35 protein-coding genes and 1 other annotated feature are annotated in these 25,963 nt (G+C 36.1%); of the genes, 20 read left to right on the plus strand and 15 right to left on the minus strand.

Going from position 1 to position 25,963, the window contains the following annotated elements; translation table 11 throughout:
* The gene (locus MHH44_RS09340) at window positions 1-1,002 is read right to left on the minus strand and encodes a FecCD family ABC transporter permease (RefSeq protein WP_340798410.1); all 1,002 of its coding nucleotides are present in this window, start codon (window positions 1,000-1,002) and stop codon (window positions 1-3) included.
* 150 nt (window positions 1,003-1,152) lie between these two features.
* Between MHH44_RS09340 and MHH44_RS09345 the strand changes: the two genes are divergently transcribed.
* From MHH44_RS09345 to MHH44_RS09375, 7 genes are all read left to right on the plus strand, one after another.
* Window positions 1,153-2,136, plus strand: a complete 984-nt coding sequence (locus MHH44_RS09345; RefSeq protein ID WP_008407177.1) for an ABC transporter substrate-binding protein — start codon at window positions 1,153-1,155, stop codon at window positions 2,134-2,136.
* Window positions 2,137-2,317: 181 nt separating this feature from the next.
* Window positions 2,318-2,773, plus strand: a complete 456-nt coding sequence (locus tag MHH44_RS09350) for a GNAT family N-acetyltransferase (protein WP_340798411.1) — start codon at window positions 2,318-2,320, stop codon at window positions 2,771-2,773.
* Window positions 2,774-3,005: 232 nt separating this feature from the next.
* Window positions 3,006-3,491, plus strand: a complete 486-nt coding sequence (locus tag MHH44_RS09355) for an NUDIX hydrolase (RefSeq protein WP_340798412.1) — start codon at window positions 3,006-3,008, stop codon at window positions 3,489-3,491.
* A 418-nt stretch (window positions 3,492-3,909) separates the two neighbouring features.
* Window positions 3,910-4,401, plus strand: a complete 492-nt coding sequence (locus MHH44_RS09360) for an RNA polymerase sigma factor (RefSeq protein ID WP_340798413.1) — start codon at window positions 3,910-3,912, stop codon at window positions 4,399-4,401.
* A 4-nt stretch (window positions 4,402-4,405) separates the two neighbouring features.
* Window positions 4,406-4,894, plus strand: coding sequence for a hypothetical protein (locus tag MHH44_RS09365; protein ID WP_340798414.1), 489 nt, complete (start codon window positions 4,406-4,408; stop codon window positions 4,892-4,894).
* 14 nt (window positions 4,895-4,908) lie between these two features.
* Window positions 4,909-5,565, plus strand: coding sequence for a hypothetical protein (locus tag MHH44_RS09370; RefSeq protein WP_340798415.1), 657 nt, complete (start codon window positions 4,909-4,911; stop codon window positions 5,563-5,565).
* Window positions 5,566-5,662: 97 nt separating this feature from the next.
* Window positions 5,663-6,094: a DUF4279 domain-containing protein gene (locus tag MHH44_RS09375; RefSeq protein ID WP_340798416.1), complete on the plus strand. Its 432-nt coding sequence runs from the start codon at window positions 5,663-5,665 to the stop codon at window positions 6,092-6,094.
* Between the two features lie 380 nt (window positions 6,095-6,474).
* On the opposite strand, the gene MHH44_RS09380 is transcribed toward MHH44_RS09375, so the two are convergent.
* Window positions 6,475-6,660 carry a DUF4017 family protein gene (locus tag MHH44_RS09380; RefSeq protein WP_340798417.1) on the minus strand — a complete coding sequence of 62 codons (186 nt, stop codon included), beginning with the start codon at window positions 6,658-6,660 and terminating at the stop codon, window positions 6,475-6,477.
* 169 nt (window positions 6,661-6,829) lie between these two features.
* Here MHH44_RS09380 and MHH44_RS09385 point away from each other — a divergent pair, with 169 nt between their 5' ends.
* The 4 genes from MHH44_RS09385 to MHH44_RS09400 all read left to right on the plus strand — a co-directional run bounded on the left by MHH44_RS09385 (window position 6,830) and on the right by MHH44_RS09400 (window position 9,521).
* Complete coding sequence (locus MHH44_RS09385) at window positions 6,830-7,213, plus strand: nucleoside 2-deoxyribosyltransferase (protein ID WP_340798418.1); 384 nt, start codon at window positions 6,830-6,832, stop codon at window positions 7,211-7,213.
* A 169-nt stretch (window positions 7,214-7,382) separates the two neighbouring features.
* Window positions 7,383-7,904, plus strand: coding sequence for an AAA family ATPase (locus MHH44_RS09390; protein WP_340799502.1), 522 nt, complete (start codon window positions 7,383-7,385; stop codon window positions 7,902-7,904).
* A 115-nt stretch (window positions 7,905-8,019) separates the two neighbouring features.
* The gene (locus MHH44_RS09395) at window positions 8,020-8,814 is read left to right on the plus strand and encodes an aminoglycoside phosphotransferase APH(3') (RefSeq protein WP_008407149.1); all 795 of its coding nucleotides are present in this window, start codon (window positions 8,020-8,022) and stop codon (window positions 8,812-8,814) included.
* Between the two features lie 428 nt (window positions 8,815-9,242).
* Window positions 9,243-9,521 carry a hypothetical protein gene (locus MHH44_RS09400; RefSeq protein ID WP_340798419.1) on the plus strand — a complete coding sequence of 93 codons (279 nt, stop codon included), beginning with the start codon at window positions 9,243-9,245 and terminating at the stop codon, window positions 9,519-9,521.
* Window positions 9,522-9,606: 85 nt separating this feature from the next.
* Here MHH44_RS09400 and MHH44_RS09405 read toward each other — a convergent pair whose 3' ends face one another.
* The gene (locus MHH44_RS09405; protein ID WP_008407147.1) at window positions 9,607-9,816 is read right to left on the minus strand and encodes a hypothetical protein; all 210 of its coding nucleotides are present in this window, start codon (window positions 9,814-9,816) and stop codon (window positions 9,607-9,609) included.
* A gap of 199 nt (window positions 9,817-10,015) precedes the next feature.
* On the opposite strand from MHH44_RS09405, the gene MHH44_RS09410 reads away from it, so the two are divergent.
* The 3 genes from MHH44_RS09410 (at window position 10,016) to MHH44_RS09420 (ending at window position 11,986) form a co-directional block, all read left to right on the plus strand.
* Window positions 10,016-10,522 (plus strand): GNAT family N-acetyltransferase, encoded by a 507-nt coding sequence (locus tag MHH44_RS09410; RefSeq protein WP_340798420.1) that lies wholly within the window; start codon window positions 10,016-10,018, stop codon window positions 10,520-10,522.
* A gap of 83 nt (window positions 10,523-10,605) precedes the next feature.
* A complete protein-coding gene (locus MHH44_RS09415) occupies window positions 10,606-11,382 on the plus strand; it encodes a class I SAM-dependent methyltransferase (protein ID WP_340798421.1) in 777 nt (258 codons plus the stop codon).
* A 370-nt stretch (window positions 11,383-11,752) separates the two neighbouring features.
* Window positions 11,753-11,986 carry a permease gene (locus tag MHH44_RS09420; protein ID WP_340798422.1) on the plus strand — a complete coding sequence of 78 codons (234 nt, stop codon included), beginning with the start codon at window positions 11,753-11,755 and terminating at the stop codon, window positions 11,984-11,986.
* An 86-nt stretch (window positions 11,987-12,072) separates the two neighbouring features.
* Here MHH44_RS09420 and sspO read toward each other — a convergent pair whose 3' ends face one another.
* Entirely contained in the window at window positions 12,073-12,222 is a 150-nt protein-coding gene (gene sspO, locus MHH44_RS09425; RefSeq protein ID WP_014823938.1) for a small acid-soluble spore protein O, read from the minus strand.
* A 157-nt stretch (window positions 12,223-12,379) separates the two neighbouring features.
* On the opposite strand from sspO, the gene MHH44_RS09430 reads away from it, so the two are divergent.
* From MHH44_RS09430 to MHH44_RS09440, 3 genes are all read left to right on the plus strand, one after another.
* The gene (locus MHH44_RS09430) at window positions 12,380-12,670 is read left to right on the plus strand and encodes a hypothetical protein (RefSeq protein ID WP_340798423.1); all 291 of its coding nucleotides are present in this window, start codon (window positions 12,380-12,382) and stop codon (window positions 12,668-12,670) included.
* 51 nt (window positions 12,671-12,721) lie between these two features.
* Window positions 12,722-13,006 (plus strand): hypothetical protein, encoded by a 285-nt coding sequence (locus MHH44_RS09435; RefSeq protein ID WP_339264469.1) that lies wholly within the window; start codon window positions 12,722-12,724, stop codon window positions 13,004-13,006.
* Window positions 13,007-13,098: 92 nt separating this feature from the next.
* Window positions 13,099-13,482, plus strand: a complete 384-nt coding sequence (locus tag MHH44_RS09440) for a peptidylprolyl isomerase (protein ID WP_340799503.1) — start codon at window positions 13,099-13,101, stop codon at window positions 13,480-13,482.
* Window positions 13,483-13,580: 98 nt separating this feature from the next.
* On the opposite strand, the gene MHH44_RS09445 is transcribed toward MHH44_RS09440, so the two are convergent.
* A complete protein-coding gene (locus MHH44_RS09445) occupies window positions 13,581-14,381 on the minus strand; it encodes an SAM-dependent methyltransferase (RefSeq protein ID WP_340798424.1) in 801 nt (266 codons plus the stop codon).
* Between the two features lie 358 nt (window positions 14,382-14,739).
* Between MHH44_RS09445 and guaC the strand changes: the two genes are divergently transcribed.
* Both guaC and MHH44_RS09455 read left to right on the plus strand, forming a co-directional pair.
* The gene (gene guaC, locus MHH44_RS09450; RefSeq protein WP_039967217.1) at window positions 14,740-15,720 is read left to right on the plus strand and encodes a GMP reductase; all 981 of its coding nucleotides are present in this window, start codon (window positions 14,740-14,742) and stop codon (window positions 15,718-15,720) included.
* 174 nt (window positions 15,721-15,894) lie between these two features.
* Window positions 15,895-16,128, plus strand: a binding site (T-box leader).
* Window positions 16,129-16,206: 78 nt separating this feature from the next.
* The gene (locus tag MHH44_RS09455) at window positions 16,207-17,796 is read left to right on the plus strand and encodes a 2-isopropylmalate synthase (RefSeq protein WP_340798425.1); all 1,590 of its coding nucleotides are present in this window, start codon (window positions 16,207-16,209) and stop codon (window positions 17,794-17,796) included.
* Window positions 17,797-17,978: 182 nt separating this feature from the next.
* Here the strand turns inward: MHH44_RS09455 and MHH44_RS09460 are convergent, their stop codons facing one another.
* From MHH44_RS09460 to MHH44_RS09485, 6 genes are all read right to left on the minus strand, one after another.
* A complete protein-coding gene (locus MHH44_RS09460) occupies window positions 17,979-18,974 on the minus strand; it encodes an LLM class flavin-dependent oxidoreductase (RefSeq protein ID WP_008407136.1) in 996 nt (331 codons plus the stop codon).
* Between the two features lie 60 nt (window positions 18,975-19,034).
* Window positions 19,035-19,607 (minus strand): YdcF family protein, encoded by a 573-nt coding sequence (locus MHH44_RS09465; RefSeq protein ID WP_087617305.1) that lies wholly within the window; start codon window positions 19,605-19,607, stop codon window positions 19,035-19,037.
* A 64-nt stretch (window positions 19,608-19,671) separates the two neighbouring features.
* The gene (locus tag MHH44_RS09470) at window positions 19,672-20,643 is read right to left on the minus strand and encodes a TDT family transporter (protein WP_340798426.1); all 972 of its coding nucleotides are present in this window, start codon (window positions 20,641-20,643) and stop codon (window positions 19,672-19,674) included.
* An 83-nt stretch (window positions 20,644-20,726) separates the two neighbouring features.
* On the minus strand, window positions 20,727-21,041 hold the full coding sequence (locus MHH44_RS09475) for a DMT family transporter (RefSeq protein ID WP_008407133.1): 315 nt from the start codon (window positions 21,039-21,041) through the stop codon (window positions 20,727-20,729).
* Window positions 21,041-21,379, minus strand: coding sequence for a DMT family transporter (locus tag MHH44_RS09480; RefSeq protein WP_008407132.1), 339 nt, complete (start codon window positions 21,377-21,379; stop codon window positions 21,041-21,043). The genes MHH44_RS09475 and MHH44_RS09480 overlap by 1 nt, the downstream gene beginning before the upstream one ends.
* 12 nt (window positions 21,380-21,391) lie before the next feature.
* Window positions 21,392-21,952, minus strand: a complete 561-nt coding sequence (locus tag MHH44_RS09485) for a TetR/AcrR family transcriptional regulator (RefSeq protein WP_008407131.1) — start codon at window positions 21,950-21,952, stop codon at window positions 21,392-21,394.
* Between the two features lie 95 nt (window positions 21,953-22,047).
* Here MHH44_RS09485 and MHH44_RS09490 point away from each other — a divergent pair, with 95 nt between their 5' ends.
* Window positions 22,048-22,605: a DNA-3-methyladenine glycosylase I gene (locus MHH44_RS09490; RefSeq protein ID WP_008407130.1), complete on the plus strand. Its 558-nt coding sequence runs from the start codon at window positions 22,048-22,050 to the stop codon at window positions 22,603-22,605.
* A gap of 240 nt (window positions 22,606-22,845) precedes the next feature.
* Here MHH44_RS09490 and MHH44_RS09495 read toward each other — a convergent pair whose 3' ends face one another.
* From MHH44_RS09495 to MHH44_RS09510, 4 genes are all read right to left on the minus strand, one after another.
* A complete protein-coding gene (locus MHH44_RS09495) occupies window positions 22,846-23,109 on the minus strand; it encodes a hypothetical protein (protein WP_008407129.1) in 264 nt (87 codons plus the stop codon).
* Window positions 23,110-23,371: 262 nt separating this feature from the next.
* Window positions 23,372-23,851, minus strand: a complete 480-nt coding sequence (locus MHH44_RS09500; RefSeq protein WP_008407127.1) for a hypothetical protein — start codon at window positions 23,849-23,851, stop codon at window positions 23,372-23,374.
* A gap of 121 nt (window positions 23,852-23,972) precedes the next feature.
* Window positions 23,973-24,392: a universal stress protein gene (locus tag MHH44_RS09505; protein ID WP_340798427.1), complete on the minus strand. Its 420-nt coding sequence runs from the start codon at window positions 24,390-24,392 to the stop codon at window positions 23,973-23,975.
* A gap of 10 nt (window positions 24,393-24,402) precedes the next feature.
* A complete protein-coding gene (locus MHH44_RS09510; protein ID WP_340798428.1) occupies window positions 24,403-25,836 on the minus strand; it encodes a SulP family inorganic anion transporter in 1,434 nt (477 codons plus the stop codon).
* Window positions 25,837-25,963 lie beyond the last annotated feature (127 nt).

Below are 25,963 nucleotides of genomic sequence, written 5' to 3' on the forward strand. Positions count from 1 at the left end.
TCATCCTTTATTAAATCCCTTTCTAGCTATATATACAAAGATTGGCGTACCAATTATGGCAGTCATGACGCCCACGGGTACTTCTTGTGGCATGATGATATAGCGTGCACCTAAATCTGCAAATAGTAATAATATCGCTCCAAGAAGTGCAGCTAACGGAATATACCATTGATGTTCCGTACCAATTATTTTGCGTGCAATATGCGGAATGATCAAACCGATAAAGCTTATTGGTCCAGCGATTGCAACTGAACCTCCAGCTAGTAGCACAACAATGAGTACAATTAATAACTTGGTTCTTAGAACATTCAATCCTAGCCCTTTTGCAACATCCTCACCTAATGACAACAAATTCAATTGTTTCGCCATAATCGCAGTAATAAGCCAGCCTATAGCAAAAAAAGGCAGTACTACCCAGAGCATTTGGAGATCCCTTCCTTGTACAGATCCTGCAAGCCAAAATAATACCTGATCAAGCTGTGCTTCATTGATCGCTAACAAGCCTTGAGTTATGGAATAAAACAACGCACCTAGAGCAGTCCCGGCTAAAGTCAAGTTCATAGGCATCATTTCTCCATGACCAATAGAACTAATTGCTAAAATACTAAGGGCCGATACAGCCGCACCTAAAAATGCAACTAATGTAAAACTAAAGAGACTTGTCATTTGGAAAATACTTATAGCAAGTACTACAAATAAGCCAGCACCAGCATTTATTCCTAATATACCTGGAGAAGCTAAAGGATTTCTTGTCATTGTTTGGAGTAAAGCACCTGCTATTGCAAGGGATGCTCCAACAAAAGTCGCAATAAGCGCCCTAGGTAAACGATGCTTAAGAATAATGATATGTTCATTACTTTTATTAAAATGGAAAAATGCTTCCCAAGTTGTATGGAGATTCGTATTAGCATAGCCATATGTAATACTTAGAACGATCCCTATTATCATCATAATAAAACCAAATAATAATAGAATTACTTTCGATAAGTTACTTTTCATCATATGAATTCCTTTGATTAGAATGAATATTTAAAAAATAATGTTGACAGAAGATTCCTAGTCAAATATGATTTAAACTGTTAGAAAATGATAATCATTATCAATTATGTATTAGCACAATAATACTAACACACATATCGGAGGAAGAAAAGTATGAAAATGTCATTGAGTAAGATTTTAGGAATTTTATTATTGTTAACGGTTTGTGTTCTGGCTGCGTGTAGCGATTCAGGGAAAACCCAAGAGGCAAGTAGTGCTGAGCCGACAGAGGAAAAATCTACATCATATACAGTAGAGCATGCGATGGGTTCTACAAATATTACATCAACACCTGAAAAAATTGTCGTACTAACAAATGAAGGAACAGAAGCATTACTTGCTTTAGGAATTAAACCGGTTGGCGCGGTATCTTCATGGTCAGGTGAACCTTGGTATGAACATATTGCAGAACAAATGGATGGAGTAGAAGTTGTAGGGCAAGAAACAGCTATCGATTTAGAAGCGATTGCTAAGTTAAAGCCAGATTTAATTATCGGTAATAAAATCCGTCAAGAAGCTGATTATGAAAACTTAAGTAAAATTGCGCCAACTGTTTTTGCTGAAACATTAACAGGACAATGGAAAGATAATTTCACATTATATGCAGAAGCAGTTAATGCTGTAGATAAAGGCGAAGAAGTATTGGCGGATTATGATGCTAAAATTCAAGAAACAAAAGAATCTTTAGGTGATGTAACTAATCAATCTGTATCTGTCGTTCGTTTCTTATCAGGCACTTCTAGAATTTATTACACTGACTCATTTTCAGGTGTTATTTTAAAAGAATTAGGCTTTAACCGCGTAGGAGAGCAAGCGGATTTATTTACTAAAGATAATCAAATGGCAGTAGAAGTCGGTAAAGAATTAATTCCACAAATGGATGGGGATTTGCTATTCTACTTTACTTATCTACCAACAGGCGACGATTCAGCATCTGCAACAGAAGCTGAATGGACAGCTGATCCATTATGGCAAAATCTTAATGCAGTAAAAAATGGCAAAGCTATTAGCGTGAATGATGCTGTTTGGAATACAGCAGGTGGTATTTTAGCAGCTCGAAAAATGCTTGAAGAAATTCAAGAATTATTAGCACCTTAATTTGAAAGAGCAGACGTTTAGAAATGGTTACATTGCAATCTAAAACGTCTGTTTTTTATTTAGAATGAAGGTAAAAATGCATGGTGAAGCTATCTGAAAATAATTACAAACAAATTAGAGGAAAATACCGCCTTCTTATCTAATCATTATGTAATACCTATCACTGGAAGGAGTAGCGCAAATGTATCAATATTTTAATGGTTTCGTAATTAGAGAAGGTACTGATGGGATTCCAGCCGACTTTGTTGAGTCCTTGTTTAAAGACGCTGGATGGGCAAAAAATATTCCATCGTGGCAAAAAGAAAAATACTCACTCATCTTTAAAAATTCCACTTGGGCATTTACTGTTTGGGATAATGAGAGAATGATTGCAATGGTGAGAGTGATATCCGATCAAATCATGGCAGCAAATATAATGGATTTAGTCGTTTTAACAGAATATAAAGGCAAAGGGTTAGGGAAAAAACTTGTTGAGTTATGTATTCAAAAACTTCCGCATGGGGATTGGTTTGCGCACACTTCAGCAAACAATTTTAAATTTTACGAGGGCTGCGGATTGGAAGTGAAAGATGTATCAACCCATGGTACTTGTGTATATTATGGCTATATACAAGCTAGGAAAGATGGACACCGTTAAAACCTTTTCTTCAGATAGAAATGGGCAAGTAAACTTATTTGGGGCGGTATTAGTAGAGATAATAAGAAAAGTTTATAATTTACTCAATTGGGCGCAATTCTTGGATAGGATCGCGCTTGTCTTTGCCAAACCAATCTTTTAAGATATGTTTCAAAATGACGGTTTGGATGCATGTAGAAGGATTTATAAAGTTCATAGTGGAAAATTAGAAGCTTTTAAATGGAGGAGAAAAATGACTACAACTTATGTTAATTGGGGCAAATCAAGAGTTAAATTAACTTGGGAAGAAAATACTTTACTTCCTCAATCTAATTTGATTACAAGTGTACACGGTTTTTGTTTTCAAGAAGATCAACTGTTACTAGTCGACTTAAAGGATCGAGGGTGGGATTTTCCGGGAGGACACATCGAACCAGAGGAAACTCCAGAGGAATGCTTTAAACGGGAAGCTTTAGAAGAGGGCTATATTGAAGGGGAATGTGAGTTATTGGGACATATAATTGTAGACCATTGCGAAAATCCAATGTGGACAGAAGGCAGTCCATATCCTAAAATCGGTTATCAGGTTTTCTACAAAATGAATATCACAAAATTGTTACCATTTGAAGGTAAATATGAATCTACCCGACGTATTTTTATAAACCCTAATGGTATTTCCGACTATTATCCAAAATGGAATGGGCTTTATCAGGAAATAATGGACTGTGCTATACAATAAATGCCGTATGAAATTTTATACATATACATTATGTTTTTGTTGTAAATTAACTGAACTATTTGCGGTTAAGGAGATGGGTGCAAGGATATTCGAATATCCTTGCGCCTTTTGCTATTTATAAAATGATAGAGAATCCCTCAATGCAATCAACATTTGGCACAATCAAAAAAACGGTTTTTACCCAACCAATCTCAGCCTTTCACGTGTTAATATACCGACTTCTTTTTAGTCTCTGTAAGTCAAAAGGTTCATTGGTATTTACGCATTATTCTAATTTAACAAATAATTATATTAAGATATAATGGGTGATTTGCGTTTCAGATAACACAATTTGTTAAATAAAGAAAATAAAAGCAACTTTAGAAGTTGCCTAGTCGTCTCACTTTTGAAGGGAAAATGATTCAGGGAGATTAAAAAAATGTCTAAATTGAATCCATTAGTTCTGATTGAAGAAATATACAATGAGCACTATGCGTACTTAAGAAACTTTTTAATAGGTCTAACCAAAAGTGACGTAATTGCTGATGATATTATTCAAGATTTTTTTACAAAAATTTTAGTTTCACCTTCAGTAGTTACAGAAGTTAAGTATATGAGGAGTTGGTTAATAACAGGGGTTAAAAACACACTACTTGATTATTATAAAAAGAAGAAGCCTGAGTTGCTTCAAGATGAGAATATTATAGAAACGTTATTGATTGATAATTATACGCCAGAAGTAAGTGCAACAATAAACAACGAATTGGAAACAATTTTAGGAAAGCTATCCACTTCTGAAAAAGCAATTATTATAGCAAAAGAATATTATGGTTATGACTACAATGAAATTAGCAATCTTTTAAATATACCAGTATCTACAATTAAATCGATAGTGTTCAGAATGAGGAAAAGAATAATTAAAGTGAGGTAATTCTATGGATTCTTTTAAAAAAATACATCTTTTATCTCTGGAGTTGATTCCCATAATTAACGACCTTGATGATGAACCGAGACAGGTTATTTTAGAACATATCACAAACTGTGAAGATTGCAAAATATTATATGATAGTACAGAGAACTTTAATAAAACTATGCCAATGCACGATTACTCAGAGAATGTGGAGTTAAAGCCCTTAAAAAAATTAGTGCAGTTTAATAATGGATTAAAGTTATTACTGATTACTGTAAGAGCGTTAATTTTGTTTTATATTGTTTACTCCAGCTTTAAATATTATGATGCGGAGTCTGTAACATCATTGCTAGAGTATTTCAGATCAGGAATCTTTTTATTTTACATACCAGCTTCCATATTTTTACTGGTATTTACATTTACTTTCTTTAATAAAAAATGGATCTGGATATCCCTGGTGACTGATTTGGTGATTATTTTATTTTTAGAAAAAGTGTTGAAGTTATTTTTATAAATGGAGGTGCTAGCATGGCCTATTTAATCATGTTGGTTGGATTGTTTTTAGGTATCCTATTTTTTGCGTTTGTTTTTATTGCTTCAAAATGGAGCGGCAAATATTATTTGGCACCGGTCATCACTTTTCTGTTTTCAGGAATGATTGTTGTTTACAGCCTATTTCTGGTTGGAGGATTCGAGGGGATGGGTTATTTATTTCTAGCAGTTGGCTTTCTTATTGTTAGTATTGTAGGGACATTGCTTTTACCTTTATTAATCCCTAAGATTAAATCACAACCTATTAATAAAAAAGATAAAATCAGTTTATTGCTTTTACCTATTATATTTTTTGCAACAATTGGGATATCTATATTTTCACAAGATGGATATTGGATTATTGAACAGGCAAGTGCTGCTCCTGTAGAAACAGAAGGTTATCGAATTTCCACTATCTCTGAAGGAAGTAAAGCAATTACTTTACTGTTAGGGGAAAAATATCTTGGGAAGGAGATTGAAGTAGAAAGTGTAAGCAAATGGGGCTCTACGGAAATTGTTTTGAAATTTGTAGATGGAGGGGATGATGATAAAGTTCCTTTTATACAAATAGGTCTTAATGAAATAAACGAATCTTTGAAAGTACAAACAACAGATGGTAAAATCTTTCAACCAATAGGAAGTTCAAGGGATTGAATCTAATTGGAATAGCATCAGAACTGTATATTCACAACGTAAATTTTTTAAAATAAACACCGCTTTGTTGGTTTTTTACCAACCTTTGGAGGGCTGTATGGAGAAAACAAGTTTATATGCATACATTAGTTTTACTGGTAAGGATGATGTTGACGATTTTCCTGTTGAAGTAATAACAGATATGTTAGGTGTACAGCCAACAACAATATATCGGATGGGTGAAAGAATAAATGATGTACGTACGCGTTCATTTACATCGTGGCAATTCGAAACGGAAACATTAGAAACATTTGATTCAGATGATGTTTTACTTCCCATTTTAAATGTTTTCCAGTACAAAACAGTTACAATTAACCGATTAAAAGAAGAATTGAATTTGAATATACAAATTCAATTAGTGATAACAATGATAAATGGTTATACACCAGGATTAGTAATCTCCCCTGAGTTTAGTAGGTTTGCATCTGCCATCAATGCATCCATTGGTATTGATATGTATGTATATCCTTTTAGTGACTCTGAAGAATAACAACTTTTACTTTAAAAATACCAATTACTCAAGGGTCTTATTTTTATTTTATTGTCAAACGACGCTTTGGCAATATTTCCGAGCAGAATTGTTTTAACAGGAAAGTTTTTAGTAACTATAGTTATATAAGATATTTAGGCACTGAGCCAATGCCTGAGGAATTAGAACTTTCTCTTGATAATGTAGGGGGGTACTATTTCATTGGATGAAAATGGTATGTTTTCATTATTAAAAGGATGTTCTAATTAGATTAAAGGATCATAGGTAGTAGCGATTATTAAATGGGACAATAAAACTGACATAATATCATTAATATTGAAATAAAAATGTAGCGATGCATCAAAAAATGAACAGCAATTACTGTTCATTTTTTTAAAATATTAATGTGAAAGTCTTCTATGCAGAAAAAATGAGATTAAAAAGGCAATGATTAAGACGGGAATTGCGTATATTTGGCCGATTAGCAATTTCCAACCTATCGTATTGTATCCATCAGAAGTAGGTAGCATAGCAGCAATTATACAAACAATTAAATAAACTAATAATGGAACCATTATTTTTTTCATTTATTCATTCAACTCCTTTAAACATTTGTTATATACTTATTTTACAGAACTTACCAAGGTAATTCTACTACGCATAAACTGCAGACTTTACGAAAACAGCCTTTTTATAAACCAAAAGTACATTCTTTTTTCACAATGAATTTTTCTGGATTTTAAACGGAGGAAAGACATGGAATTTTATATTGCATCAAGTTTTACGAATAAGGATAAGGTTAGATATGTTAGTGAAAAATTAAAGAGTAATGGATACCTACATACATATGATTGGACAATAAATGAAAGAGCTGCCTCATTAACTGACTTAAGAGAAATAGGTAAACAAGAGAAGGCGGCTATAATTGATGCTGATTTTATAGTAGTCATACTGCCTGCTGGAAAGGGAAGCCACATAGAACTTGGGATAGCTCTCGGACATGGCAAAAAAATATATCTTTACTCACCGAATGAAGAAGTAAATAATTTTGAAACTACAAGTACATTTTATCATTTACCTGAAGTGGAGATAGTTATTGGAACTATAGATGATTTAATAAATATATTAATAACAAGGTAAATGAGTGGTTTGAACCAGTCAATTTGAAAAACAAAGCATCTTAATATTTTATGTACATGGAGGAAATTTAAATTCAGATAATCTACTCTTCGAAAAAGAAATACAAGAAGCATTGGATAGTCTTGTCGAAGGTTAATTGGTCAACAGGAGAGATGGTATTTTGATTATAATGATAAATGGAGCATTTGGTGTAGGCAAAACTACAATTGCAAATCGGCTCCTGAACGAAATTGAAAATAGTATGTTATATGATCCTGAAGAAATAGGCTATATGTTAAGAAATGTTATTCCAATTGATATAAAAAGGACAGAATCCGCTACAGGAAACTTTCAAGATTTAGATTTATGGAAAGAGTTAACGGTTGATATGGGAAAGAAGTTGATTACTAAATATGAAATCAATTTAATCGTGCCAATGACGATCAGGGAAATAGAATACTTTCACTATATTTACAAAGGGTTTAAAAGGATTGATGAACAAACCTATCATTTTTGTCTCAATGCAAGTAAAGAGACAATATACGAAAGGTTAATAGAACGTGGAGAGGAAGAAGGCAACTGGTGTTTTCAACAAACCGATAAATGCTTAGCTGCCTACAATCAATACGATTTTGGAGAGTATATAGATACTGAAAAAAATAGTATCGATGAAATTATTCAACATATAAAAGGAAAGTTAAATCTTCTTTAAACTAAAGTATATCTACAATTATTGAGCGCATTTTTTAATAAGAAATGCGTATTTTTCATTTAAGGTCAAGTGGGTGGAAATCGGCTTTTAAGAGATTACTAGAGGAGGTGTACTATTGCTGCCAATTCGAATTGAAGAGATTCCAAGAGAAATACAGGAATACCTTAACAAGATTAATTCCATTAGTTTCCCGCGACAAGGACATAGTTCCAATGTTGGTTTAATTGAAAATAATCAAGAGATCTATGCACTCAAGAGGACAAAGGGAGAGTTAAATTGTGCTTTACTAAATCGAGAGGTGACAGTACTTAACTGTTTGACTCAAAAAACAAAATTACCTATCCCAAAGGTGAAGAGTTTCGTTGAACAAGTATCCGAAAAGGAATCTTGGGCTCTTATTGAGTTTCTAGAAGGGGAAACTGTTAGAGCCGCTTTATATAACGAAAAAAGTAAAGGAAAACGACACGAAATAATATATAACTTTGGTAATATTTTGCGGCAAATTCATTCAACACCTTGTCCTTCTGAACTAATAAGTGAACGCCCTTGGCTAGATGAGAAGCTGTGCCAGGCAGGACTTAATTTAAAAAAATATACTGTGGACGGTACTGGAGAATTATTGGGAAAAATTAAATCTTTTAAACCGAAAGAATACAATCAAACACTCATACACGGAGATTTTACGATTGATAATGTTTTAGTCAGCAACGGAGTAATTACAGGCGTAATAGACTGGGGTGGTGGTGCATACGGAGACCCAAGATTTGACGTAGCATTAGCTATTCGCCCTAAACCCAATGCCTTTGAGGATGAAATAGATAAACAAATATTCTTTGAAGGGTATGGGGACAAAATCATTAATGATAATGAGTACGATTATTTTGTAAAAGGGTTATACGAGTTCTTTTAATTATGGAGTCTTTGTTAATCAAAAACTGGCATAGTTAATCATCTCAGGGCAGCAGAATGATAATGGGAAAATAGTCGAAAGGCTCTGAAAATTGAAGATTACTATCAGGATAAGCGCTAAATTTATCGTAAAGGATGGTGTTAATGTGGAAATTTTCTATCTGATAGGGGCTTTATTATTCTCGATCTTATGGTTTATTAATTTGGTTCAGCTCTTAGAAAAATTACATCAAGGGAAAAATATACATAATCAAAAAATTTTAGGCTGTGTTTGGAGTGCTTGTTTAACTTTATTTATAATTATTTCCACATCTATAGTTTTCTAACTCTTTCAATTAACAGGATATTAATTAAGGAATAAAAGGAACCACAAACTTACAATTTATGAATATAATGGAAATGAAAGTATAATGGTTTGGAGGCATCATGATGTGGTTATTAATAGGTCTTATTGCAATCGTAGCAACTTTTTTAAACCTGTATATGTTTATAAAAGGTAAAGATTACAAACTTGCGATGGCCATGGGATTATCATTTACAGCGTTGACCCTTTGTACAGAATACAGTCTAGTTTCATATTGGATAAAAAACGAAGATTGGCCAGCTTTATGGGAAGTACCCAATTTTGAGAAGGTGCTATGGTTTTTAACAACTGTTTCTATATTACTAAATATAGCACCGATATTTTTAGAGCGAAAAAGGCAGTAGCAAACAGCGTTTTCCACTATTTAAAGACCAATAAGAAAATATGTAATGGATTGCATAAAAAGATTTTAAATAATTTCTTTTTATGCTATTTTTTTACGCAAATAACTGGAGACCAAAATCCATCCTTCTTTATCACCACTTCATCTACTTTATCGAAGTTTTCAAAGCACTTCTCAATAATAAGCTCATTTGCCTGATGATTCTTATAAATTTGGTTAAACAGTACACCGCCAATAGTTAGAATAAGAATGCTTCCAACTATTGCAATAGCCATATTAAATTTATTTTTATTCAAGGAACCCTTCTCCTTTCTTATAATTCAATTTTAACATTTTCAAGTAAATTATAAAATAAGAGTAATTAATCCTGTATACGGGTTTTGGAACAAACCTAGCGAAGTACTGCGTTGAGAAGATCGGTAAGGCAGGTTTATAGTAGTGTTTTGTAGAATTTAATACTGTCAAAAAAATTATTTATGAGGAGTTAAAAAAGGCATGGGTAATGTTGAAGGTTTCGAAGTCAAAATTGCAGCAATTGAAGATAGTAGCGTAATAATAAAAATGTTAAAGCAGTTAGCACAATGGATGAAGGAGCATGATATAAATCAATGGCAGTATTTATTGGATGGTGGTGATGATGAAGAGATCAAGCAAGCTATAGTTAATCAAGAAACGTACATCGTATTGAAGGATAAGGAGATAATCGCAACTTTTTCATTATCATCGAAACAAAGTGAATGGGATAAACAATTATGGGGGAATGACACTACTTTATCCTCGCTTTATTTGCATAGACTTGCAATAGTTCCTGCTTATATGAATAAAGGTATTGGTAAAAGTATTTTAATGTGGATACAAGAATATGTGAGTGATAAGGAATTGCTTAAGTTAGATTGTGTTGCAGCTAATGTTAAATTAAATAATTTTTATGTAGGCAATGGATTTGAATTTATTGGTGTTACGGATGGACATAGTAAATATCAGAAATTGATAAAAAAATAAGAATATCTTCTATTAATTCGGTTATTGGAAAAGCGTACATTATAAAATTAAGTAAATTTAGGATAGTACGGGGAGGATCTACTATGGGGATTGATTTTCATAATGAAAAAAGCCGTAATACTTATACAACTAGAAAAGCAGATGATTCATGGGTTAATGCAATAACGGATTTGATACCGTTGGATAATATCTCTAAGGCGTTGGATATAGGATGTGGTGGGGGTATTTATTCAAAGGCATTAGCTGAAATGGAAGTAGCTTCTGTCACAGGGGTTGATTTTTCCGAAGAAATACTTAAAGGTGCGAGGGAGAATTGCAAAGAATATCCGAATATATCATTTAAGCAAGGTAATGCGCTGAATACCGGCTTAGAAAGTAATGATTATAACCTAATTCTTGAAAGAGCGTTAATACACCATATCAATGATTTGCAGAACTGTTTTGAAGAGGCCTATCGATTATTGGAAAACAAAGGAATCTTTATTGTTCAAGATCGTACACCTGAAGACTGCTTATTAAAAGGGAATGAACATCATATTAGAGGATATTTCTTTGAACGATTTCCACAATTGATCGAGAAAGAGACAAAGCGCAGATACGATAGCGAATTTGTATTAAAAACACTTTCGGATGTTGGGTTTAAAGAGATTCAAGAAGTTAAGCTTTGGGAAACAAGAAAAGTTCATAAAAATAAAGAGGAATTATTAAACGACCTGGGTGAAAGAACAGGAAGAAGTATTTTGCACGAATTAGATGATGACGAATTAAGTGCATTGATTTCTTATATAGATAAAGCCATTACAAATGAAGAAAATATAGTGGAAAAAGATCGTTGGACAATTTGGAAAGCTGTAAAATAATTTTGCGAGATAAATGAAGGTTGTTGAAAAATTACTTAAACTTACAGAGCGTTAATCTATAAAGATGTACGCTCTGTTATATGGATAAATTAAAGAAGTGCATGTTCTTCAATGAACAACCATAGTACCGGAACTGTGGAAAGGTAGTTGTATTTAAGATTTAAAGTTTGCGAAACGAACCGTAATCTGGACAGGAAAAGAATTGGGAGAATAGCATCCTTTTCTTTGAAACATCTGTTGCCTAAAGGAATTCTACGAAAAATATGGTATTATTTTGGTAAACGCAAGATGAGAAGTAACAGAGATACCTAATGTTAAACCTAACGGGCAGTTTATTTGAATCATCACATGTTGAGGGAGGAGGGGGAATATGGGGAGTTTTAATACTTTTAAAGACAAACGTTACTGGATCCTATTGATGCCATTCCTAATCACTATGGTCTTATACGTTTATTTTACCCCTAAGAATGTTCTTGAAAAACCGAATGTTTCAACACTTTCAATTCTTATTTTTCCGACATTATTTTGGTCTACATACCATCTTTGGAAATATTTTGGTGATAAACAGAAGAGGGATAGTATAGATGAAAGCCTTGGCGAATGACGTGTGTGTGTTTTATTAGTAAAACTTTTTTATTGTAAACATCAATTTGCCCCCAACTTAAACTTACTTTAAATGGGGGCATGCTGCTATTGCCGCTTTTTCGTTTTCTTATTGTTCAGTCTCTCTGCAGCTGTCAAAGGTTCGTTGGCAAGTTCGTGGTCAAGCTCCTTTGATAAATTCTTTCGTACTGCTTGCTCATCACTAGTGCTGCGAGTGCTTTTATTGTTATTACTCACTATATACACCTCCATGATGTTAGTTTGCCACGTAGTGCCATGAGTATGCATTTCAGTTAAACGTACAACAACGCTGCATTATATATTTAAAAATTTAAAATAATAGTCTTCGTGAAATTGTTTAACAAACAAAGCCAGCTATTGGAGGAGAATTTATTTGAATAAAGGAAAGGTTGGGGTAACTCTAGGGGTTTTTTCTCAATTACCGGTAATCGTTAGTATTATTTATTTCTTTTCTGTACGGGGACCGGAAGCTGATATTTATCGTATCATTACGGTGTTAACCGTTTTATCATTTATTGGTCTTATAACTGCTGGATTCTCGTCATGGATATCGAAGGGGCGCATGAGCAAATTATTAATCGGTTTGATAGGAATCATCGCAAATCTGGCCGTTTTAGCTGTTGCATTTCTTTTATTATTAGCCATGGGAATTAGCGAACCATAATAACTTTTAATTGAAGAGAGAGTTACTATTATGAATTATGGAGGCATCATAATGTGGTTAGCAATAGGTATTATTGCAATAGTAGCAACTTTTATAAATCTGTATATGTATATGACAGGTAAAGATTACAAACTTGCGATGGCAATAGGGTTATCATTTACAGCATTAACACTTTGTGCAGAATACAGTCTTGTAGCGGATTGGGTGGAAGTGAAAGATTGGGCAGCGTTAGAAGATGTAGTACCCACTATGGAAAGGGCATTATGGTTTTTGACGATTGTTTCAATCTTTCTCAATATTGCACCTATCCTTTTAGAACGAAAGCGTAAGAAATAAATTACTTATTGTTGCATATTGCTTTTATGAGGTTTAGCGCGATCTTACAGCCAGGTGGTTAAATGAATGGGAGTTTACTAAGAAACGAGGGAATGTATTTGAAAAGGTTATTTACTTTAATGTTAGTAGCTATCATCATTTTAGCAGCTTGTAATTCTTCACAGTTGAGCATTAGTGAATTGGAGAGTGTTCCTAGCAAAGTACAAGATGTCATCAACTCTGATTCTACCCTACAAATGATTACTAGTGGAGAAAAGAACACCTACATTGTTTTCCACTCACCAGAAGAAGTTTCAGTTGAGCTTGAAGTGACAGAGAATATATTAAATATAAAATTTAATACAACCAATCGTGGTAATACTGAATTGAAACAGTATGTTTATCAATTACATCGTGGAAATTCAGAACATGATACAATTAATGTGCTAGTTAACGGGGAAAATGAGCCTTTTGATGGTGGTATGACGATTTTATAAAATATTTATTTGTACATTTTGCTTAAGATCTATAGCAATGAAAAAAACAGTTTTCCTATCATCAAAGGAAAACTGTTTTGTTTTTATAACCATTAATTTTACAAATCAGCACACAGTACAAAACTATTCAGCGAAAGAGGAGGCTTTGCTTGCTCATTCATTAAGTAGGCATAACTATGAATCAATGACTGAATTTTGGTCGGAACCTCCGGGAATTCATTTAGCAAATAATTGCTGTAGTCGATTTCCCAAAGCCCGTCCTGCAAATAGCTGGCATCGACTATTTGTTCAACATTGATCGAAAAGCCTTCACTATGCATAAGTTCCTTTATTTGCGTTTTATGAAAGAGATTCTGGATATTCCCATCATTTTCTGTAAAAGCTGTATAAAGCAACGCAATATTGGCTGCGCAAAAATGGGCACGCTGGGGCTCCAATGTATAATCGATGTCCCACTCAGCAAAACAGATCCGGTCAGCGACTTGCTTGATTTTTTGCAAATAATTTTTTAACAGTTCGATACTTTCGAAATACCATGAACAATGGGATAGAACGATAACATCAAATTTTTCGTCGAACGCCATTTGCAAAAAGTCCGTTTCAAAGTGGAAGTCGATTCGCTGTCCTAAAGGCGATTGTGAAATAGTTTCCGCTGCTTCGCCTAATGTAATTGGTGCACCGTATTCAGGAGATGCGATATCGATTGCAACAATCTGTCCTGTTTCTCCGACGGCATCCGCCAGTACGACTGTAGTATCACCCTGACCGCACCCGATTTCCAGTACCTTCATGCCTTTTTTTACTTGAAAGGTTTTTACCAGTTCAATACGATGTGTTAATTGTGTACGTTGGATTGTATCGTCTCCGATGATTTTCATGCACTTTAATAAATGTTCCAATGTTTTCAGCTCCAATAATGATTGATTATTGAGCACAATTTTTGGCTCAATATTATTTCTGAACGTTCAACCATTTCTCTAACATCAATTCATCGACTCCTTTTCAATAATTCTATTAAAACATTATGATGAGTCAGTGGACAATAGTTATTTAAAAATAAGGGCAAAATTAATATTTAAGTGGTTTACAACGGAATATTTTATTAAATTCTCTTAAAAACCGAACGTTTATATTAAATTAAAATAAAATATTCGTTTTATGGTTGACAACGTTTTCATTGTTTTGTAAAGTAACAGATGTCGAATGATTATTATAAAAAACACGAAAAATGTTCGTATTTAGGAGTGTAGTGAAATGATAGATACAGTTTTTGATTATGAAGATATTCAATTAATTCCTGCAAAGTGCATAGTGAAAAGTCGTACAGAATGCGATGCAACCGTTACTTTGGGAAATCATACATTTAAACTTCCGGTAGTTCCGGCAAATATGCAAACAATTATTGATGAGCAATTAGCAGAAAAATTAGCTGCACAAGGCTATTTCTATATTATGCACCGTTTCCAGCCTGAAAAGCGTGCGCAATTTATTCGCGATATGCAAAGTAAAGGATATATTGCCTCAATTTCTGTTGGTGTAAAAGATGAGGAATATACATTTATCGAAGAACTGAAAGATGCTCAGCTTGTACCGGACTATATTACGATCGATATCGCACATGGTCATTCAAACCAAGTCATCGAAATGATCGGCCATATTAAAAAACATTTACCAAACAGCTTTGTGATTGCAGGAAATGTCGGTACACCAGAAGCAGTTCGTGACCTTGAAAATGCTGGAGCTGATGCGACAAAAGTTGGGATTGGTCCAGGTAAAGTATGTATTACGAAAATTAAAACTGGCTTTGGTACAGGTGGCTGGCAGTTAGCGGCACTTCGCTGGTGTGCAAAAGCGGCTTCAAAACCGATTATCGCGGACGGCGGTATTCGTACACATGGCGACATTGCAAAATCAGTGCGTTTCGGTGCATCAATGGTAATGATCGGTTCACTATTTGCAGGTCATGAAGAATCACCAGGTCAAACAGTGGAAATCGATGGCAAACAAGTGAAGGAATACTTCGGTTCTGCATCAGAATTCCAAAAAGGTGAGCGCAAAAACGTAGAAGGCAAAAAAATGTACGTTGACTCAAAAGGTTCGATTTTCGATACATTAACTGAAATGGAACAAGATCTACAGTCATCAATCTCATATGCTGGCGGCAAAACGCTATCGGCGATTCGTAATGTAGATTATGCAATTGTTAAAAATTCGATTTTCAATGGTGATAAAATTTAATTTTCTTCAGTGCGCTAAATGAAGTTAGCCCTAATGGTTGCCAATGATTCGGTTACTTTGTGTGAGCGCAAAGCCGAATCGAGAGGCCAATACATGAGTATGTAATTTTTAAATTTTCTGATAATAAAGGTTGACATTTTATTTCATTGCCGGTAAACTTCATTTCAAGGTAATATCTAGGCAATGATTGGAAGTAGTAAATAGCTTGTATACTTTTAGAGAGCCAGTGGGTGGTGCAAACTGGCAGATACAACTGTTGAACTCGTCCATGAGCTACGACCTGAAATTAGAGTAGGGAAGTCGGAAGTCTCCGTTAAAAGACTGGCAAATGATTTGTCGTTAAGTGGAATGTTTCAGCAATGGACATTCAATTTAGAGTGGTACCGCGAGTTTAACCTCGTCTCTATGGAATTTTTCATAGAGACGAGTTTTTTTATTTTTATTTACTGTTTAAAAATCAATTTGAGAAGAAAAGGGGAAATGAAAATGAGCAGAAAAATTTGGGTTTTTGATACAACATTACGTGATGGTGAGCAAGTGCCTGGGGCTAAACTGAATTTATATGAAAAAGTGGAAATTGCCCAGCAGTTAAAAAAGCTCGGTGTTGATATTATTGAAGCCGGATTCCCAGCGTCTTCACAAGGTGATTTTGATGCGGTAAAAGCTGTGGCGCAAAAGGTCGGCCATAATTCGAATATGATGATTACGGCACTTGCTCGTGCTGTAAAAGATGACATTGATTCTGTTTACAATGCAGTCAAATATGCAAATAATCCGATGATTCATATGGTTCTAGGGACATCCGATATTCATGTGGAGAAAAAGTTCAGTAAATCGAAGGACCAGATTCTGCAAATCGGTGTAGACGCAGTGAAATATGCGAAAACGTTACTGCCGCAAGTACAATATTCAACAGAGGATGCATCCCGCTCTGATTTTGAATACCTTTGGAAAACGATTGAAGCAGTTATGAAAGCCGGAGCTACGATGATTAACGTACCGGATACAGTCGGGTACGCAGAGCCGGAACAATGGGGTGAAATGATTGCCAAACTGAACGATCGAATGAAAAACCTGGATGATTCTGTGCTGCTTTCAGTTCACTGCCACAACGATTTAGGGATGGCTACTGCCAATACATTAGCAGCGATCAAAAACGGTGCAGATAAAGTAGAAGTGACAATGAACGGTATTGGCGAACGTGCCGGAAACGCGGCATTAGAAGAAGTGGTTATGGCGATTAAAACACGTGGGGACGTTTACGATGTGTTCACAGATATTAATACAAAGGAAATAATGAATACATCTCGCTTAGTGTCGAGCTTTATGGGATTGGATGTACAAGTAAACAAAGCGATTACAGGTGACAATGCTTTCGCCCATTCATCAGGTATTCACCAGGACGGCTTACTGAAATCACGTGATGCTTATGAAATCGTTCATCCGGAAGATGTAGGCCTTGATGATATGGAACTTGTATTAACAGCACGTTCTGGACGTCATGCAGTAAAAAATGCGCTGTCCAAATTAGGCTTTGAAGATTTTGCGGAAGAAGAGTTTGAAGGGATCTTCGAAAGCTTCCTAAAACTGGCTGATTCGAAAAAAGAAGTTTACAATCATGATTTATATGTCATCGTTGAAAACTACTATGAAAAAACAGAGAAGAACAATCCGAATAAAGAATCCTACTCTGATCAGTTTTATGATATTGAAGACTTACAGATTATTTCAAACGCTGCTTTCCCGTCTGCCAGCGTAAAAATCCGCCGCGGAGAAGATGTTTTCAAATCAAGTGCGGTCGGCTCCGGCCCAATCGATGCCCTTTACTCAGCTATTGCGGATGTTACTGGAATCAAGGTAAAGCTTGTTGAGTACAATATCAGCTCCGTATCACGCGGCCAAGAAGCATTAGGGAAAGTTAAAATCATTATCGAATACGGCGGGGAAAACTATATCGCAAAAGCAGCAGATACTGATATTTTAAAAGCTTCTGCAATGGCTTATATTAATGCGGTAAACAGCGTCATCGTAGCAAAAATCGCCCCGCAACCCGTTACGACGACAGCTACAGTGTAAACAGTTTGAATTGAAAAACATATAAATTACGGCAGTTCAAATTTTACGACAAGTAAAGTTTGGACTGCTTTTTTAGTTGCAATGTTACTGTTGTTCTCCGCCCGCAATGAAATTAACCGGACCTAAACCAAAAAAAGTAGTGCCCTTGACGAATCATTTGGCACTACTTCATTAAGACTATATTATTTATTAAACTGTTCCATTAAAAGACGATAGCTGTTCAGACGTTGATCGATTGTATATAAGTTACAGTTGATCATCGCTTCATCAAAGCCGTAATATGCCTGTTCTTCTCGAATCTGATTCGCAACATCCTCAGCAGAACCGATCAGCATAAGCGGACGGTTTTGCTCCAAAATCATTTTATCCATCTCAGTTAGCGGATAGTCATTTGCTTCTTCAGGAGAAAGTACGCTTAGGAGCTTACCGCGCATTAAGTTCAGACGGGTAATTTGCATCGGCATCGATAAGTATTCCGCTTCTTCCGCCGTCTCAGCTACACTGATAGCATAGGTTGTAATAATTTGCGGTTGTTCCATAAAGTATGATGGCTGGAAACTGTTACGGTAGGCATCAAAAATTCCTTTTGACATTTGTCCATTGAAGAATTGGGCAAAGGAATAGCCAACACCGGCTTCACCGGCTTTTTTCGCACTTTGTCCGCTTGATCCAAGCAGCCAGCTTTGCGGCAGCTGAACTTTAAATGGAACCGCTACGACATTATCATAAACAGCTTCACCAGTACGCTGTTCATTCATTAAACGTAAAATGACTTCAAGTTTATCATATTGTTCTGTCAGATCCGGTCTGCGTCCACTGGCAAGTGCGGTCATTGCCGGCATATCCCCGCCAGGAGCACGGCCTGCACCGAAATCAATACGTCCTGGTGCCAGTGCTGCCAATGTTTTAAATACTTCTGCCACTTTAAATGGAGAATAATGCATCATCATAATGCCGCCCGTTCCGACACGGATGCGTTCTGTTTTCGCAGCTATATAAGCAGCTGTTACTTCAGGCGCAGAGCTGGCAAGGGAAGTCGTGTTATGGTGTTCTGCAAACCAGATTCGTTCATAACCTTGCTCATCACCAAGTTGCGCAAGCTTCACTGCATTAGCTAGTGCTTCGGTTGATGTCATGCCTTTTGAAATGGGTACTTGATCTAATATACTAAGTTTCATTGAAATTCACCTCAACTGTTCGTTACAGTTACGATAACGAATTGGACCCGAAATGTAAAATTATTGGCCTCTCGTATAGGCTTTAATGATCGCAAGACGTTCGCGAATACGGGATTTTGTATTGATGACTTTCGGGGTAGGGGCTGCTACGACATCCGCCTTTAAACCGAGCTTTCGGGCGAGGATTGTTGCACGTTTCAAGTGAAAATCATTTGAAATAATCGTGATGCTCGCGGTAGTATCGGGCAATAGTTTTTTTGCGAATAACAGATTTTCATAAGTCGTTGTAGACTGATCTTCCAGTAAGATTCTATTTTCAGCAATCCCATGTTTGACTAGATAGTCTGCCATGACCGACGCTTCCGTTCGATCCTCATCAGCACCCTGGCCACCTGTAACAATCGCTTTTACAGTGGGATATTTTTTCAAATAATCCACTGCCGCATCTAAACGGTTTTTTAATGACAGGGAAGGGATGCCGCCTGGTTTCACTTTTGCTCCTAAAATGACAACATATTCATTTGAACCATCTGCCTCATTTTTTAACACAGCATTCATTTCATGGTCGAGCCAGTAGAAAATTAACACGAGTATAATTAGAATAAATAATAGTGCAAAAATAATTCTTTTCAAAAAAATCCCCCCTTTATATAGTATACGGTGCATAAAGGGGGAATGTTTCGCTATTGCGGAACAATTATGAAATTGCCTCTTTTTCTTTTCGAATGACTCTGCGCTGTTGTCGCACTTGTATAGATAAGTAATTGATATAGCGGATTAAAACGTAAAATACAATAATTGCCGAGAATGTTAACTGAAAATAAAAATACGTTTCCAGCCAACTTGTCGGCAACTCATTTTGTTCAAAATAATGAATGACACCATTTGTTGCTGTAGCAGAAATGACTAATGGGAATGTAAAGGCCGCATAGCTCGGATAAAAGGGAAGCTGCAATGCGCCTGGTAATTTCGACAGTACTAAAAGATACAAGATTTGCGCGACGATGAATAATGTCAAAACAATACCGAATCGACTTTCAAACTGCTGGAAGTATGCGGCTAAACTAATCGAAGCGGGCGCGGCTAAAATCGTTAGCATCGGGATCGTCGGCTCCGGTAAATCCTTTCTTACAAAACCGCGCAAAATAAGAATCGGCACTAAAACAATTAAGGCACATACCGCAAAAATGACGATGGCTTTTGTGAAGATCCCTGAAAGATCACTCGCCGTTAATGGCATAACAGCTGTCCCGACAAACATGATTAGCCAGCTTGGATAAATATCGGAAATCGTGATCCGTTTTTTCCAAATAAATGTTCGAACAAAATAAAAAATAATAAACACTTGAGTCGTCGCAGCCAAAATCCAGATCATATGTATAATGAATTCATGTACACCGTAATAGTGCAACCCGCTGCTTATTGATAAAGTCCCCATCGTAAAAGTGGGGGATACCGACGCAATGATCGGGTTTTGCATTTCTGTAAGGATACTGGTAAACGCAAAGATTAGTTTTCCAATGATTAATAGAAATAAAAAGATTCCTATAAAAAAACAGACATGACCGAAAACGGTATGGCCCATACTTAAAAATAAATTTCCCAATGAAACCAATCCGAGCATCAGCCCACTGATCGGAATTGGGACTACTTGAAATAAATTTCGCATAATGGCCTCCAAAATATAACAACAATGTGCACAATCTATGAAAATATTCATAAAATGTACACATTGCCTCTAGTACCTCTATTCTACTGCGTAATTTTTAATCCGACAACCGCAATAATAATAAACGAAATAAACAGAATTCGTTTCCAGTCTTTTGATTCATTATAGAGGAACATTCCAACAAGGGTACCGCCAACCGTACCAATTCCTGTCCATACAGCATAGGCAACCCCCATCGGCAATTCTTTCATCGCCATTGAAAGGAGCGAAAAACTAATAATAAAGGAACCGATTAGAAACGCATAGGAGCCAAGTGACTTTTTCTGGGCAACTTTGTTCATTCCGATGACGCCACCGACTTCAAAAAGTCCGGCAAAAATTAAATAGACCCAAGCCATTATGCATCCCTCGTTTCTTCCGGTTCATTTGAAATCAATTTTAGTCCAATGACACCGATTAATAATAATCCAATAAAGCCGATTTTCGTTAAGCTGAACGGCTCGTTGAAAATGACTGTTTCCGCAATGACCGTACCGGCAGTACCGATCCCGGTAAAGACCGCATAAACGGTAGCAACCGGCAATTTCTCCGTTGCGACGATTAAAATATAAAACGATAAAACGATCAATGCGACAACACCGACCCATAGCCACAATGTGTTTGCATATTTCAGTCCCATTGCCCAAACAATCTCAATGATGCCTGCCAATAGGACGAGTATCCAGTATTTTGTCATGATGTGTACACCTCAGCTCTTGATTCCTCTGTAAAATATTGTCCATCCAGCCTGCAGCCGCTTTTCGCAACGTTCACTGCCACCATAAAGCATTTCGACATAAAGACTATCAAGTAATGCCAAAAAACCGATTGCTGCATCGTTCGCCGAAACGGAAAGTGTTTGTGTTTTTAAATAATCCGTGAAAAGCCTTTCCAATTCGTCCAAATAAATATACGTTTGCTCACTTAACTGTTGCTCCAGATGCTGGGGCATTAAGAAAATCGAGCGCATGAAAAATTTAGTTTCCGCTATAGTCTCAAAGCGCTCCTGAAAAGACTGCAGAAATGGCAACAATACTTTTTCGATAGGAAGTTGTTGGTGTTTAGCGATAAATTCTTTTGCAAACAACAGCTCAGCCTCCATTGCTTGTTTCGAAATCGTTAAGTAAAGGGCATCTTTACTTTTAAAATACGTATAAATTGATTGCTTCCGTATTCCTACTTCTTCTGCGATTTGAGCCAACGATCCGCCACTGTAGCCATGTTCACTGAAATTGAGCAGGGCGGCCTGTATAATTTTCTCTTTTGTCACATGATCACCTTCCTGACGTTCGTAAGGTAAGGATAGCAAAAATTATTTGCGATTGCAAACGAGTTGGATTACAGTGGATTAAAAGAGGTGAGGACATGGAGCGTTGCAGTTGGGTGAAGCTGGATGAACCTATCTATGTGAAATACCATGACGAAGAGTGGGGCGTACCTGTTTATGATGACCGGAAGCTGTTTGAAATGCTCTGTTTGGAAGGGGCACAGGCAGGCTTAAGCTGGCTGACTATTTTAAAAAGAAGAGAAGGCTATTTGGCTGCTTTTGATCAGTTCGATGCGGAAAAGATAGTACAATATGATGAAGAAAAACTGGAAGCATTAAGAAATGACGAACGCATTATCCGCAATCGGTTGAAAATTAAAAGTGTTGTGACGAATGCCGAAAGCTTCATGGCCATTCAAAAACAATACGGGTCCTTTTCAAACTATATTTGGTCATTTGTCGACGGCAATCCAATGATTAATTCGTGGGAATCATTCGGACAAGTACCCGTTACAACAGAAATAAGCGACCGGATGAGCAAGCAACTGAAAAAAGACGGCTTTAAATTCGTCGGCAGCACGATCTGCTATTCCTATATGCAGGCAGTCGGCATGGTGAACGACCATACAGCAAATTGCCACTGTTATAAAAGGTAAAAGAGGGGGCGGGCTCTAACAGGAAACGAATGCGGAGTTTCTAACCCCAGTTTTTAGAAATAATCGATTTGAGGATTATATACTTGAAAGTGAGGATTAACAAACAAGAATTGGGGATTATGCAAAAGCAAGTGAGGATTATATAGCCCGAAGTGAGGATTATTTTGCCGGAACTGAGGATTATATTTTGGATAAGCATAATTTAACCAGATAACTTTTAAAATAGGCTGTAGCAGAAGTTTAAGGTACATTCGGTTCTGCAGATATTAAAACAGCCTTTTTACTTTTCTTGACTTCGTAATTAAAAAAATATTCTTTCTCTACTTCAAAAGAATAATCATTAGTTTTGGGAATAACGATTTCTTTTGTTTCTCCACCCCAATTTCGAATGATAATCGAATTCACCTTAATTTCCTTCACAGTAGCAAACTCTGCAACTACAGTATTGCTGCAACCAAACCAAATAATAACAGGAACAATGAGTAATAAAAGTAGTTTTTTCAAAATTATCTCCTCTGTAAGTATTTTAATAATTTATCTACGCATTCACGTTAAATAAAATGAGAACAATAAATGTTGAAAAAGGGATACAGTTAATAGAATTGCCGATAAAGTTCCTGCGGATAATAAAGTGATCATCTTTCGTTTGTTCACCTCTTTTGTAGGCTTTGTAGCTTCTTTAGATACAGTAATCCATATCATAGTTGAAACTATGGCTAGTATTATTAGAGCATCATTGGACATAAATAGTTCCTCCCCAGTAATTCTAGTTTTTTATCGCCTGTTCAACATATGCTAAAAAATTTTTATAGTTGGATTTACCATCAAAATATTGCTTCACTTCAAAAATGGGACACAATACGTGATCCAATTTTTTAGAATAAAGAACAGATTCATCGTCTACACTCAATACATAATTATTTAAATGAATGGTATTTTCTTGAATCGAATTAAAATCAAACCAGCGATATTGCCCGTCTTTGTGATTTTTAATTACTTCGCCTAAATAGGCACCAATACGTGTGACGAAATTATCTGAATGCTCTTTTAAAAGCTGCTGTCCAAATTCTGTATGGATTAACCGTTCAGCATACTCATTAACGAGACGAACACTATCTATTGAAAAATCCAAATTAGCTTTCGTTAAATGTTCCTGATCCCATTGATCTGGTGAAACATCTTTAAATAACAAATCCGCATTAGATTTCTTACCATTTTTAATTAGTTTAGGCTTTAAGAAAAACACAGTTCCCACCTCATCCTGAATTTGACATGTTGACCCCAATTATATCAGATATACATAAAAAAAAGACAAAACATATTAGTCGCTCTAAAAATGTTTTGTCTTTTCTCTGTTTAGTTTTCCCTTACTTTACAAGCATTGCAGGGCATTGAACGCGCTTCATCACTTTATGCGACACGCTGCCTAATACCATTTCTTGCAGACTGTTTAACCCACGGCTGCCGATTACGACCAAATCCACATTTTGTGTGTTGGCATATTTGATGATTTCAGGTCCTGGTGAGCCATGAATGATTTCCACTTTATAGCGAACTTGATGATCGTTGAACAATTCCTCAATCGGCACAAGCTTTCGACGGCGTTCCATGTATAGACTTTCATTGGAACTTGAATGCAGTACGTCCGTCTTTGCTTTTTCCATATCAATAATAAAAATGATCGTCACCAATGTTTCTGCATGTATTAGTGCTATTTTTAAAGTTTCTTTTGCTGCACGTATCGAGTTTTGCGAACCATCAGCGGCAAGTAAAATATGTTGATACATACGCCACCTCCTAATCGATTAATGTCGTACCGGTTAACTTCTTCAACAGCTGTTTACTTGATTCATCAATATTCAAGTAGGTTACTTCTATATTTTTCGCTTTCAGCTGGTCCTTTACCTTCATTAAAGCACCGATTGCCGAATCATCCCACACTTTACATTGTGAAAAGTCGATTTCGATGGAAGAATGATCATTTTGAACCGATTTGAAATGGTCGATAAAGCCTTCCGTAGAAGCGAAGAATAGTTGCCCTTTGACAAAGTATGTTTTCCCTTGTTGTGAAATACTTACCCGTGAAATTTCGTTGACGAAAAACAGCGCACTGACAATAATACCGGCTACAACACCTAACGCTAAGTTATGTGTATACAGGACAACCGCGATTGTCAGAAGCATAACAAATACATCTTTTTTCGGTGCTGTCACAGCGTATTTGAATGATTGCCAGTCGAATTGAGTAATACATACAACAACCATTACACCGGCCAGCACCGGCATAGGTATTTGTACAACATAATCACCTAAAACGAGAATTAAAAACATTAAAAACACACCGGCTACAAAAGTGGAAAGTCGGCCGCGTGCACCGGATTTTACGTTAATGACAGACTGGCCGATCATTGCACAGCCGGCCATACCACCGAAGAAACCGTTAATCACATTGGCGATTCCTTGTCCGCGTGCTTCTTTGTTTTTATCGCTCTCAGAAGCCGTCATATCATCCAAAATAGAAGCGGTCAGTAATGATTCGACTAGTCCGACAACAGCCAAAGCAAGTGAATACGGCAAAATAATCATCAACGTTTCTAAGTTAAACGGAATATCAGGTATTAAAAATGATGGCAGCGATTGTGTAATCGTGCCCATATCTCCAACCGTATTTAAATTGAAGCCTGAATATATGGCTACCGCCGATAAAATTACGACGGCAATAAGAGGGGCAGGGATACCTTTTATGACAAAAGGAATTGCGTAAATAAGAGCAATTGTCGCTAAAAGAAACGCCCATGTGACGATATCGCCACCGATAAAGTGAGGTGTTTGGGCGATGAATACCAAAATCGCCAATGAGTTTACAAAGCCGATCATGACCGCATTCGGAATAAACTTCATCAGGCGTGCAATTTTCAGCATCCCAAATATGATTTGAATGATACCAGTTAAAATTGTTGCAGCTAGTAAATACTGCAATCCATGGTCTTTTACAAGTGAAACGATCACAAGTGCCATCGCTCCTGTTGCAGCGGAAATCATCGCAGGTCGACCACCGACAAAGCTGATTGTTACAGCGATGACAAATGAGGCATAGAGACCGACCATCGGATCTACACCGGCTAAAATAGAAAAAGCAATTGCTTCAGGGATGAGGGCCAGTGCGACAACAAGTCCTGCCAGCACATCTGAGCGTACATTCCCAAACCATTGCTCTCGGATATTGTACATATATTGTGTAGCTCCTTTTAAATATTCTTCTACTATAATAGCACGCAAACAATGTCGAGCAATAGCAACATTATGATGAAATTTAATTTACTCAAGAAAATTTCCATGTGTTAATACCTAGTCATCG

The sequence above is a fragment of the Solibacillus sp. FSL K6-1126 genome (genome assembly GCF_038003445.1).
GTDB lineage: Bacteria > Bacillota > Bacilli > Bacillales_A > Planococcaceae > Solibacillus > Solibacillus silvestris.